The 12,448-nt window shown below is 44.1% G+C and carries 9 protein-coding genes; 6 read left to right on the top strand and 3 right to left on the bottom strand.

Translation table 11 applies throughout. The annotated features are described in order from the left end of the window. Nucleotides 1–2: 2 nt before the first annotated feature. From HII16_RS11445 to HII16_RS11425, 5 genes are all read left to right on the top strand, one after another. Complete coding sequence (locus HII16_RS11445) at nucleotides 3–1,859, top strand: PLP-dependent aminotransferase family protein (protein WP_248289610.1); 1,857 nt, start codon at nucleotides 3–5, stop codon at nucleotides 1,857–1,859. A gap of 132 nt (nucleotides 1,860–1,991) precedes the next feature. Further along, nucleotides 1,992–2,846, top strand: a complete 855-nt coding sequence (locus tag HII16_RS11440) for a carbon-nitrogen hydrolase family protein (protein ID WP_169130271.1) — start codon at nucleotides 1,992–1,994, stop codon at nucleotides 2,844–2,846. A gap of 121 nt (nucleotides 2,847–2,967) precedes the next feature. Further along, entirely contained in the window at nucleotides 2,968–5,448 is a 2,481-nt protein-coding gene (locus HII16_RS11435) for a TonB-dependent receptor (protein WP_169130269.1), read from the top strand. Nucleotides 5,449–5,535: 87 nt separating this feature from the next. Continuing rightward, nucleotides 5,536–7,134, top strand: coding sequence for a sulfotransferase (locus HII16_RS11430; protein ID WP_169130268.1), 1,599 nt, complete (start codon nucleotides 5,536–5,538; stop codon nucleotides 7,132–7,134). Nucleotides 7,135–7,151: 17 nt separating this feature from the next. After that, nucleotides 7,152–8,354, top strand: coding sequence for an MFS transporter (locus HII16_RS11425; RefSeq protein WP_248289609.1), 1,203 nt, complete (start codon nucleotides 7,152–7,154; stop codon nucleotides 8,352–8,354). A 32-nt stretch (nucleotides 8,355–8,386) separates the two neighbouring features. On the opposite strand, the gene HII16_RS11420 is transcribed toward HII16_RS11425, so the two are convergent. From HII16_RS11420 to HII16_RS11410, 3 genes are read right to left on the bottom strand one after another with little or no spacing between them, the layout of a single operon-like run. Continuing rightward, nucleotides 8,387–9,310: a polysaccharide deacetylase family protein gene (locus HII16_RS11420; RefSeq protein WP_169130266.1), complete on the bottom strand. Its 924-nt coding sequence runs from the start codon at nucleotides 9,308–9,310 to the stop codon at nucleotides 8,387–8,389. Beyond that, nucleotides 9,310–10,281: a polysaccharide deacetylase family protein gene (locus HII16_RS11415; RefSeq protein ID WP_169130264.1), complete on the bottom strand. Its 972-nt coding sequence runs from the start codon at nucleotides 10,279–10,281 to the stop codon at nucleotides 9,310–9,312. Before HII16_RS11415 ends, HII16_RS11420 begins: the two co-directional genes overlap by 1 nt. An 8-nt stretch (nucleotides 10,282–10,289) precedes the next feature. Beyond that, a complete protein-coding gene (locus tag HII16_RS11410; RefSeq protein WP_169130262.1) occupies nucleotides 10,290–11,003 on the bottom strand; it encodes an isochorismatase family protein in 714 nt (237 codons plus the stop codon). Nucleotides 11,004–11,135: 132 nt separating this feature from the next. On the opposite strand from HII16_RS11410, the gene HII16_RS11405 reads away from it, so the two are divergent. After that, the gene (locus HII16_RS11405; RefSeq protein ID WP_348981414.1) at nucleotides 11,136–12,317 is read left to right on the top strand and encodes an acyl-CoA dehydrogenase; all 1,182 of its coding nucleotides are present in this window, start codon (nucleotides 11,136–11,138) and stop codon (nucleotides 12,315–12,317) included. Nucleotides 12,318–12,448 lie beyond the last annotated feature (131 nt).

The raw sequence follows: 12,448 nt of genomic DNA, 5'->3' as shown, positions 1-12,448 counted from the left end.
ATATGTCTAGCTTCTCAATGCTTAATCGACTAATACATATCGACGCCAGTTTATCTGAATCGCTGCAAACGCAGATTCGGCAAAAACTGGTGGAAGGTATATTAGTTGGCGCTATCGCCCCAGGCAGCAAGCTACCATCAAGCCGAAAACTCGCGAGCCAGCTTAATGTGTCGCGTAATACTGTGGTACTGGTTTATCAAGCGCTCATCGCAGAAGGTTACATTGAATCAAAAGAGCGCAGCGGCATTTTTGTTAGCGAGGCGATCAGCCAAGGTAAAGTGGAACAATCGCCAAGCGAAAAACGCTTTAATGGCACCAACAGTTCGAACAAACATCGCTTTAAAGGCGCGATTGCCACCACCAATGCGACATCCTGTCCGGCAGATTGGCGCAACTATCGCTTTCCATTTATCGACGGTAAATACGACTCATCATTGATGCCAATAAAAGAATGGCGCGAAGCCAATGCGAAAGCCAATGCCAGTAGCGAAATACAAGCTTGGGGCAAATTACAGAGCACAGAAGATGACCCAATGCTGCTCGACCAAATTCGCACCAAACTGCTACCACGCCGTGGCATTCAAGCCAGTACCGATGAAATATTGATCACCGTTGGTACGCAACAAGCGCTACATCTAATCTGTCAGTTATTTGTGAATAATGAGGTTCAAGTCGCCGTTGAAGAACCTGGTTACCCGGAAATGCGTGAGTTATTGCAACACAGTGGGGCGAAAATTCAGTTACAAGCGCTAGACGACAAAGGCATTATCGTCGATGACAAGTTAGATCAGTGCGACATTATTTACACCACACCAAGTCACCAAACCCCGACCAGTATCACCATGCCAATGGATCGACGAGACGAGCTACTGAGTAAAGCCCAGCAACAAGATTTATTGATTATTGAAGATGATTTTGAATTTGAGAGTAATTTTTTAGGTCAACCACACCCGGCATTACGCAGCCTAGATAAAGACAATCGAGTGGTTTACATCTCATGTCTGTCAAAGGTCATCGCCTCTGGTGTGCAGCTTGGTTTTATCGTTGCCGATCCAAGCGTCATTACCGAGCTTAAGAAAATACGTAAGCTGATGTTACGTAATCCCCCCTTGAACAATCAGCGTTCAGTGGCTTACTTTTTGTCGATGGGCTATTACGACGCCTATATGATGCATTTGCATCAGGTGTTTTTTGAGCGTTGGCTGACCCTGCGAGAGGCATTAAACATCTACCTTCCCGATTGTATCAATACTGGACCTATCCAAGGTGGTACCGCTTATTGGATTACAGGGCCAAAACAATTAGACGGTGAATATTTGCGCCAAAAGGCGGTCGAACATGGCATCTTAATCGAGCCTGTAAAGCGCTATTTTGCCGGTACGTCATACCCGAGCAATTGCTTTCGCATGGGTATCACCAGTATTGCTAACGATCGCATTCGTGAAGGCGTAGAAAAACTCGCCGACTTAATCCACCAATTGACCCAAGAGCATGAAGAAACCTTGTCTAGCGCCAAAGGTAAATTACTCACTGATGATGAGTTACAACAGGTGCTGCCTGGCTCAATTCTTGAGTGCCAAATGGTCTATGGTGTGCCATGCACCATAGAGCTTAAAGAAAATGGCGTGATGTTAGGTCGTACCGGCGGCAACGATAATGAAGTCGATAGTGGCCGTTGGTGGATCCATAACGGCATGTATTACCGAAAATGGAATTTATGGGGTTATGGTGAGATGAAAGGCTTTTATGTGATCATGGACGGAGATGAAATGAAGTGGTTCGATCAAAATTATTGCTTTGTACGCCAACTGGACTATTGCCGCGAACACCCCGCCACGGCCCATCTTTCAAGGTCTTGATAGCGGTGCCAAGTGCCTCACCATAAAACTGGTACCATACATAACAACAATCTGGTACTAACCAAAATCTAAGCATTCCTTTAGCTTAAAAATCATTCATTCAATCTATACGACCCATAAGAGGCGAATTTCATGAGTCATTTTGCCATTGCCGGTTTACAACTGCGTTTACCCGAGCAAGACAACCTGCCATTGATAACCAGCAAAATTAAAGAAACCAAACGTCGGTTTCCTTGGGTTGACATGATAGTGCTCAGTGAATTGGCCACCTTTGGTACAGATAAAGCCCATGCTGAGCCGCTCCCCTCAAAAACAGAACAATTTTATTGTCAGTTGGCAAAAGACCTTAACGTTTGGTTAATACCAGGCAGTCATTACGAACAACTTGATGAGCAAATATACAATACCGCCAGCGTTATCAACAACCAGGGTGAAGTTATTGAAAGATATAGAAAAATATATCCTTTCTATCCATATGAAAGCGATGTAGCCGCCGGATCAGAATGTATCGTCTTTGATGTACCCGGAGGCCGTATTGGTGTGGCGATTTGTTATGATCTGTGGTTCGGTGAAGTGGCACGCAGCATGGCTTGCCAAGGTGCAGAAGTGCTTATTTACCCAACACTGACTGGCACCATTGACCGACCAGTAGAGCTGGCAATGGCGCAAGCTACGGCAGCCAGTAACCAAGCCTATGTATTTTCCATTAACGCTGCGAGTGACACGGGTAATGGTCAATCGATTGTGGTTGGCCCAGATGGTGGGGTGGTATATCAAGCTACGGCCGACAGCGAAATTATCCCTATCGAGATTGATTTTAACCAAGTACGCCATAATCGCGAGCGAGGCTTGCATGGCCTTGGACAAGTATTAAAAAGCTTTAGAGACAACGCGGTTGAATTCCCCATCTATCAAGACAAAGCAATTAAAAACAAAGAGTTAAATAAATTTGGCGCACTGGAAGTGCCAGCTAAAAAAACTAAGTAATGATTTAAATTAGCGAGCCTCTGAACTGGACCTATTATATCTCTTGAACTGGTACTAAGAGATAGTGGTTGACTGGTCTACTCTCAAAGCAGGCGAAAAAAACAACAATACGGAGCCCACTATGACAAGAGTAACCTTTAATCGATCGAGTATTGCCTCGGCTATCAGCACAGCGCTGTTGGTCAGCATGCCAGCACTGAGCTATGCCGAAGAGCAAGCCAGCGTAGAGACTGATGAGGCACAAATCGAACGTATTCAGGTAACGGCTACTCACCGCCTGGTTGCGCAAGAAGAATTGCCTTTTAATATTTCCTCGGTATTAGGCAGCGACATCGAACGCAACAATATCGTCGACAACACCGAATTACTGCGTAACGTCGCGGGTATCACCATCATTGACCGCGGTCACCGTAACGGCGGACTTGCCAATTCTATGGTGGTTCGAGGTATCAACGTTGATAACGGCGTCGCCGGTGCCAACGTAGGTTTATCTACCGCACCAACCGTTGCTACTTATGTCGATAGCACGCCTGTATTTGCTAATTTCTTACTGAAAGATTTACAACGTGTGGAAGTATTGCGTGGCCCACAAGGTACGCTATACGGCTCTGGTGCCTTAGGTGGTACCGTGCGTTACATCATGAACCGTCCTGATGCAGATTTAACCGAAGGTAGTTTCAAATTTGATATCGGCCAAACAGACGGTTCTGATGGCGAAAACATGGCATTTGACGGTATGTTCAATATGCCTATAACCGACAAGTCTGCGGTACGTATTGTGTTGAGCCACATTGATAATGACGGGGTTATTGATCACCCGTTATTGTATAAGCTCGACGACAATGGCATCCCAATGGTCGAAGCTGATGATGGTAGCTGTACTAGCCCTCGTGACAGCGGTTTAACTGCCGACGAAATCGTTTATAACGGTGCTTGTTATGAAAGCAAAGACGATGTTGATACCGTTGAAATCACTTACGTTAAGGTTGCTTTTGGTTGGGAAATTACTGATAACGTCAACTTACTTTTGACACATCACTACCAAGAAGATGAAATCGGCGGTCGTCGTGCAGTAACTCGTGGTGCAGACTATCTTGGCAACGAATACGGTGAATACGATAACGGTTCAACCTTACTTGAGCCTTCTGAACGCGATATGTCATTGACCAGTTTAGAATTAAGCGCAGATCTTGGTTTTGCCACATTGACATCAAACACGTCGTTTTATGAACATGACGGTAACGGCTGGCGAGATAACACAGGTTTATGGGTATCTGGCGGTCGTGACTGGTACAACGCATGGTATCGCGGTAACCCAAGACCTGCATCACATGTTGAAGCGGGTTTTGACGAGGAAGCATTGGTTCAAGAATTACGCCTCGTTTCCAATAATGATGGCAACGACAAGATTGATTGGATCCTTGGTGTTTACTATATGGACCAAGATCGTGAAACCAATAACTTTTCGCACTTACGTGGTTTAGAAGAATATGGTGTTGCCTGTAATGAATTACCGGATGATGCACCATGTTGGTCTTGGTGGGTCGGTGCGCCAACAGATAAGGATTTTACCTATATTCGTAAAGAAACCTTTGAAGATTTGGCGCTTTACGGTGAGCTTACCTATCATCTAACCGATGACTTGCACTTGACTGCTGGCGCGCGTTGGTTTGATAACAGCCTGGAAAATGAAACAGCGATTAATGCATACTATGGGCAACCTCGCGAGATTCCTTTTGAAGACTTTCCAGACCAGGATGAAGATGATGTATTGCTGAAGTTTAACTTGGCTTACGACATTAGCGATACCTTGATGACTTACGCAACCTACTCTGAAGGTTTCCGTCGCGGTGGCTCAAATGCAATTCCGACAGACGGCCCATTCGCAGAGCTTAACCCAGAGACCGTTGAGACCTTTGAAAAAGATACCGTGAAAAACTATGAGCTTGGTTTAAAAGGCTTTGGTGATTGGTACTCTTTCTCAGCTGATATTTATTTTGTTGATTGGGAAGATCCGCAGCTAAATACCGGTACCGCCTGGTGGGCATTTTTTATGGCACAAAATGGTGAGTCAGCAGAAACCAAAGGTTTTGAAGCTGAATTCAACATTGCTGTATCGCAAAACCTTAACATGCACTTTGGTTACTCTTATACCGATGCCGAGCTTAGCGATGATGTGATTCAACCGCAAACCGGTGGCATAGTGGCAGAGTCAGGTGCAAGTTTACCGGGCGTTGCTGAGAATGTATTTTCAGCCAGCTTGAATCACACCATGCAATTAACCGATGAAATTGAGATGTTGTCTAATATCTCCGCTTACTATCAGTCAGATACAACCAACCATATTTCAGAAACCAGCACGATTTACGATGAGTTCGATAGTTTCACTATCTTTAACGCATCAGTGCAGTTCCTAATGGATAATTGGGGTTTGACTGTATACGCGAAAAATATCGGCAATGAAGAAGGGGTTACCGCCAGTTACCCAGATGCTTACTTATCTACCGATACAGGCGCATTTGAAAACTACTACGGTAATAACCAAAAAGAATATATAGCCACACCTCGCACTATCGGTGCGGCAATTTCCTATAAATTCTAACTCCCAGCAAATAATGGAGCCATGGCAAACGTCATGGTTCCATTGTTTGTATTCTGTCGCTATGATAAAGCAAAAAGAAATGCTTAAATGAGTCAATTCAGCTTAAAACAACAACGGCTAAATCAAGGTGTTGAATACCTTAAAAACAAACAATTACAACAAGCTATCGCTGTAAGTCGGTCGTTAAATCACGACTATCCCGATTGCGCCAACAGTTGGTACTTTACCAATCAAGTTGCCCTAGCTAGCGGTAACCTCAATGTCGCTTTGACTAGTTTAGACAAAGCTTGTGCACTCAATAACAACCCTAACTGGCAATTGCAATTAGCCAAGCTTGCACTGCAAGGTCAACAATATGCCAAGGCCAAAAAACTGGTGCAACAACTCAGTTCGCAGACCTTAAGCGCCAATCAAGATAATCAATTAGCGCTACTGCTGAGCCAACTCGATTCACCAAAGCTCGCCATTCAACATTACCAATCGGCAATCAATAAAGATGCCAGCAATCATCAACATTATTACAGTCTCGGTGCGGTGCAACGCCATCAAGGCGACTTGGTTGACGCCGAACGTAGTTTAACGAAAGCCATCGAATTAAACCCACTAGATGTTGACGCCCATTGTTTGCGGGTGGACTTGCGCAAGCAAACCAAGCAAGGCAATTACATAGAACAATTGCACAGCCTTCTTGGCCGATCATTGTCAGCCAAGGATACGGTGCAAGTGCAGTTTGCGTTGGCAAAAAGTTACGAAGATTTGCAGCAATATGGGCAAGCATTTAAGCATCTTGATGAAGGTTGTCAGCTGCGCCGAAAACACCTTAATTACGACATAAATCAAGATATTAAAATAATTGATAGCATCAAAGAGGTATTTGATGCCAATTGGCTGCAACAACATGGTTCAACACCAATAGACAACAATTCATCGGCACCTGTGTTTATCATCGGCATGCCTAGAGTCGGTTCAACCATGGTGGATCAGCTATTAGCGATGTCGCAACAGATTCAGCCCCTGGGAGAATTAAATCATTTTTCCAGTGTATTATCACAACTTTCCCGACAGCTGAAAAAACCGATTAATAGCGCAGAACAATTTGTACGTTGCGCCAGTGAGGTAGATTTTGCTCAGCTTGGTCAGCGCTATAGCCAATCAGTACAGCAACAATTTGCGGAAAAACTCGTTAATAAGCGCATGTTTAGCGATAAATTACCACTAAATTATTTATATGTTGGCTTAATTAAAGCCGCCATTCCTAATGCCAAGTTTATCCATGTTCAACGCGATCCTATGGATACCTGTTATGCGGTTTACAAGACCTTGTTTCAGCAGGTTTATCCATTTTCCTATGAGCAAACCGAGTTGGCACAATACTACGTTGCCTATCGCCAATTGATGCAACATTGGCAACAACTTTGCGGCGACAGCATGTATCAGCTGCAATATGAAGACTTGGTTGCCGATCCACAGCAACAAGGCAAAGCCTTGTACCAGTTCTTACAGTTGCAGTGGCATGACAACTACGCCAACATTGAAAACTCATCGACTCATGTGACCACCGCCAGTGCCAGTCAAGTGCGTCAATCCATTCACAATAAATCAGTCAATAAATGGCGTCACTATCAGCAGCAACTCCAGCCTATGCAGAACATTCTTCAGCAAGCTGACTTGCTTGATAGCGAATAAACAATGGAACAAATGACATGACGGCAACATCAACCAGTAATGAGAATCCCATGAACAAAAGCTATAAATTGGCACCAAATTCAGCCATCGCCCGGGTTTGTTTAGCCTTTTTGGCAACCGCAGGAATATTCTACGTCAATATTATGCCTGCCCTTGTGAACGGTTTAAAAGAAGGTTTGATGTTTACTAATCAGCAAGCTGGGTTTGTCAGCAGTGCCAATTTATATGGTGCGGCTATTGGCTCGTTTGCTGCAGTATTAATGATCAAAAAAATCAATTGGCGTCGCTGGTCTTATGGCTTACTCATGTCGTTGTTAGTGATTGATTTACTGTGTGTCTATATTGAGTCGGCGAGCGTTATGATCGCTGTTCGTGGTTTGCATGGTATCACCGGCGGCCTGTTGGTAGGTATTGGCTTTTGTATTATGTCGCGAACCACCGAGTCCGATAAGACCTTTGGCTATCTGTTATTTATTCAATGGGGGTTGGGTGGCTTAGGCATTATGTATTTACCGGCCATGGTACCGGTATACGGCACAGGTATTTTATTTATATCATTGATTGCCTTTACCTTAATAACACTGCTTATGTTGCCTTTTTTACCGTCTTATCCGGTATCGAAAGAGTCAAGCTCAACAGCTAAAAGCAAAGTATTAACGTTGCCATTAATGCTCACTCTCGCGGCAATATTTTTATTTCAAGCGGCTAATATGGGCTTATTTGCCTATGTCATTGGATTAGGTAAAGCAGAAGGTCTTAGCCTTGACTTTATGAGCCCGGCGCTTGCTATGGCGAGCTGGATTGCTCTGCTTGGTTCGTTCTTAGTGATCATCATAGGGACTAAGTTTGGCCGCTCGTTACCTATTTTATTATCGGTTATGCTCACCGCAATCTGTACTTGGTTATTGCACTACAGTGAAGTGGAAAGCATCTACCTGATCACCAATGTCGTTATTGGTATCACCTGGGCATTTGCCTTGTCTTATCTATTTGGCTTGTGTTCTGAATTCGATAAAGCCGGACAAATGGCTGCATTAGGTGGTTTCGCTTCAAAAATGGGCTTAGCTTCTGGCCCTATGGTCGCTGCCATGTTGTTAGGTGACGACCATTACGGTTTGGTTATCAATATTTCTGCTATGGCCTTGATTGCTTGTGCTCTTATTGCCATGCAACCAGCAATAACCATCGACAAGCGTATTTCAAGGGGTCAGAACAGTTGAAATTTCAACTGTTCTGACCCCTTGAAGTTTTTTTATTGCTGTTCGATAAACTGATCAAGAATTTCGCCTGCATGAGCAAACCATACATCTTCGCGACGGGTTAGCTTGTGCAATAACGCCTCTAATTTAGCGATACGATGTGGTTGGCCCATTAACCATGGATGGATTTGAATCGATAAAATACGACCACCTTGCTGGTTAGCCTCTCGGGTCAGCATATTGGTGGAGTCGATGATTTGTTCTAACCATGAATCTTCCGAGTGAAGATTACTCACCAAGATAAACTGATCGCTAAGCTCCGTTGATAATGGCATTGACCATAAATCACCATTGGCGGTTTTAAATCGATACGGCATATCATCATTAACCCAATCACAATGATATTCAACACCGTTTGCATGCAGCAATTCTGGGGTATTCTCACTTTGATTTTTCGCCGGTGATAACCAACCTCGTATCGCTTGACCACTCAGTTCACGTAACGTGCTAAGCGACTTTTCCACCAACTCAGTTTCAGCGCTCTTATCTTGACCACCATAATGCAAGCTGTCCATATTCCAACCATGACAGATGATTTCATCACCATGTTCACAGATGGTTTCTAACAAATAGGGATTGTTTTGCGCCAATTCAGCGTTCATCGCAAACGTCGGTTTAATGTTGTACGCATCAAACGCTTTGAGCAAACGATAAATACCAACACGGTTACCGTAATCACGTAAGCTGTAATGACGTAAATCAGGATACGGCATGGTCATGCCACCAGGCACTTTAAAAGGGACACCCTTTTGGTCTAATGGAAAATGCTGCAGGCCAACATTGACCCAAACCGCTAAATTTTTACCTTGTGGCCATTCAATCGCTTTGCGTTCACTGAGCATACTCCAGTCATAATGATCATGGTCCATACCGTAGCTGCGTTCAAGGTACTGTATATAGTCTTTATCTAATGCCATTATCGCTCTCCCGCAGATTTCACAGAGTGCCTAAGGCCGGCAATACGATCATTGATATCTTGCTTGGCTAACTCAAAATAATGCTCGCGATAATACTCGGCAATTTCTCTGCCGGTCGCCAGCCAAACATCGTCATGTGAAGTAATGTATTCAAGTGCCTCTTCAAATGCCTTTATCCGATGCGGGCAACTGATTTGGTAATTGTGGGTTGGGATGCACATCACCGTGCCTGATTCTGCACCTTCTGCGTATAAGCGGTCAAAGTTATCTTTAAGCATCTGACCATAACGGCGTGGTTCAATCTTATTCACGACAAAGGCAATGGTATCGTTCATTTCTAATGAATAAGGAATAGAGACAAAACGCTTACCACTGCGGGTATGAATCGGCGTTGGTTGATCATCGTGAAATAAATCACAGGTATATATACCACCATCATCACCAAACAGCTCGGTGCCGACTTCAGCAAATAAGTCGATGGTGTGATCAGAATGAGACAGCGCTGGTGCTAAATAACCGGCACATTGTTGACCGGTATGCTTGAGTATGGTTTCCATCGAGTCTTTGATCATGTCGCGTTCTTGTTGTTCGCTCATGCCATAGGTGTAGCGGGTGTTGTAAATACCGTGCGAGAAAAATTCCCAATCACGTTCTTTACACATCTCGATGATTTCTGGGTGATGATCACACAACGCAGTTGATAACGAAATCGAACCGCGGATACCGTATTTTTCCAATAGTTTCATCTGTCGCATATGACCAACACGGTTACCGTAATCACGAATAGAGTAACCAGCAACCGCAGGGTTAGGTTGCGGCCATGCAGCGCGATGTGGATTGACTGGCGGATTTAACTCATAAAACTCAATATTAGGTGCCACCCAAAAGGCAATCTTAGCACCATTAGGCCACGTAATTTTTGGCCTACCTTCATAAGGCCAATAATCATAATATCCTGGGTTTGGCTTCATCGCTGCTCCTAGCGTTGCTGTTGAGATGCCAACCAGGTTAATACGTCATCAACCTCTTCAACATCAGCATATTTAAGTAATAAGTCAGTTAGATTAGCGTAATGGAAGCTTTCGTGTTTGTCAGCAACACATTGCTCCGGCACGATAGTTCGGTAACCTCGAGATAGGCTATCAACAGCAGTGGCACGGATACAACCAGAGGTTGAACCACCAGTTAGAATCACGGTATCAACCTGATGCCAAACCAATAATGACTGCAGTTGCGTTTCGAAAAATGCCGATGGCATCTTCTTCAAATAAATGACATCTTTGTCTTTATCAATATCTAGGCGATCGTCAAACTCACTGCGACGTGAATCAAACTTTATGTTTTGCAGCGAATCCTCAGTGTCGGTACGAGTGCCCCAAATACCTGCATCTTCACCAGAACCCATATAAGCAACATGAGTCCAGACCACGGGCCAACCTAGACGACGAAACTCTTCCGCCAGTTTATTAACATAATGCAATTGATTTGGGTCGGTTTCATACGCGGTTTTAAACTCATCAACACAGGTATACGCTTTTTGCGGATCGATGTTAACAAGTACGGCTTTATTGCCAAAACCAAACTTCTTGCGAGCAGGGTTGGCTTTTATTTCCAAATAGATTCTTTTGCTGTTTTTGTCGTCGTTTCCATTTATAGTACCACCATGAATATCGGCAAATTTGATATTTGACATATTCTTATAACATTTGCCTTGTTAAGCTTGCAATCATTATTGATGAGTCGCAGTTACAACACAAACAGCGGTATTTTGAATATAGACATTTGTCAATTTCCATAACAATAGGCCGCTAGCAGGAGAGAAAACGTGAGCGAAATACAATCTAATTGGGAAGACATTCTATTACTAGATGACCAATTAACAGAAGACGAGCGCATGATACGAGACATGGCTCGTGATTTCTGTCAAAACGAACTACAGCCTGGCATTTTAATGGCCAACCGCAACGAGGAGTTCGACCCTAAGATCATGCGTCAATTTGGTGAACTTGGTTTATTGGGTGCGACCATCGACGGTTATGGCTGCCCTGGCGTATCCTATGTTTCTTACGGTTTGGTAGCGCGTGAAGTTGAACGTGTCGACTCAGGTTACCGCAGCGCCATGAGTGTGCAGTCGTCACTGGTTATGCATCCTATTTATACTTGGGGTAGCGAGGCACAAAAAGAAAAGTATTTACCAAAACTTGCCACTGGTGAGTGGATTGGCTGTTTCGGCCTAACCGAGCCTGATGCAGGTTCTGACCCGGCCGGCATGAAAACCCGTGCCAAAAAGGTTGATGGTGGTTATAGCCTGACCGGCAGTAAAATGTGGATCACCAATTCACCTATCGCCGATGTGTTTGTGGTTTGGGCTAAATCTGCAGCCCACGATAATCAAATTTGTGGTTTTGTTCTTGAAAAAGGCATGCAAGGCCTAAGCGCACCCAAAATTGAAGGCAAAATGTCGCTTAAAGCATCGATTACCGGTGAAATTGTGATGGACAATGTGTTTGTCCCAGAAGAAAACATGTTCCCGGAAGTACGCGGCTTAAAAGGCCCATTCAGTTGTTTGAACATGGCTCGCTATGGTATCTCATGGGGTGCCATGGGTGCTGCTGAAGATTGCTGGCATCGTGCGCGACAATATGGTCTTGATCGTCAACAATTTGGCAAACCTTTGGCGCAAACCCAGCTATTTCAGAAGAAATTGGCTGATATGCAAACCGAGATCACTTTGGGTTTACAAGCATCTCTTCGCGTAGGTCGCTTGATTGATGAAAAACGCTTCAAACCAGCGATGATTTCACTAGTAAAACGCAATAACTGCGGCAAGGCGTTGGATATTGCCCGTATCGCTCGCGATATGCATGGTGGTAATGGTATTGCCGATGAATTCCACGTTATTCGTCATATGATTAACCTAGAAACCGTGAATACCTACGAAGGTACCCATGATATTCACGCACTGATCTTAGGTCGTGATCAAACTGGTTTGCAGGCATTTTTCTAACGGCAAAGCCATCATAAGATAAGCAAAAACGCAGGGCCTAGCCTGCGTTTTTTTATTTATAAAAAAATCTACTTAACAACCGACATGCAAACCTATACATTTGATTTTTATCAAAATAAAATGGTTTTAAT

Origin of the sequence: Thalassotalea sp. Y01 (assembly GCF_012932945.1) — a bacterium.
Classification (GTDB): domain Bacteria; phylum Pseudomonadota; class Gammaproteobacteria; order Enterobacterales; family Alteromonadaceae; genus Thalassotalea_A.
The sequence above is the reverse complement of the archived record's forward strand: the minus strand, read 5'-3'. Positions and strand labels throughout refer to the sequence as shown.

What these genes read in the sequence shown, in the direction of transcription:
- HII16_RS11445 (WP_248289610.1), top strand. Translation starts at nt 3, where the DNA reads ATGTCTAGCTTCTCAATGCTTAATCGACTAATACATATCGACGCCAGT.
- HII16_RS11440 (WP_169130271.1), top strand. Translation starts at nt 1,992, where the DNA reads ATGAGTCATTTTGCCATTGCCGGTTTACAACTGCGTTTACCCGAGCAA.
- HII16_RS11435 (WP_169130269.1), top strand. Translation starts at nt 2,968, where the DNA reads ATGACAAGAGTAACCTTTAATCGATCGAGTATTGCCTCGGCTATCAGC.
- HII16_RS11430 (WP_169130268.1), top strand. Translation starts at nt 5,536, where the DNA reads ATGAGTCAATTCAGCTTAAAACAACAACGGCTAAATCAAGGTGTTGAA.
- HII16_RS11425 (WP_248289609.1), top strand. Translation starts at nt 7,152, where the DNA reads ATGACGGCAACATCAACCAGTAATGAGAATCCCATGAACAAAAGCTAT.
- HII16_RS11420 (WP_169130266.1), bottom strand. Translation starts at nt 9,310, where the DNA reads ATGGCATTAGATAAAGACTATATACAGTACCTTGAACGCAGCTACGGT.
- HII16_RS11415 (WP_169130264.1), bottom strand. Translation starts at nt 10,281, where the DNA reads ATGAAGCCAAACCCAGGATATTATGATTATTGGCCTTATGAAGGTAGG.
- HII16_RS11410 (WP_169130262.1), bottom strand. Translation starts at nt 11,003, where the DNA reads ATGTCAAATATCAAATTTGCCGATATTCATGGTGGTACTATAAATGGA.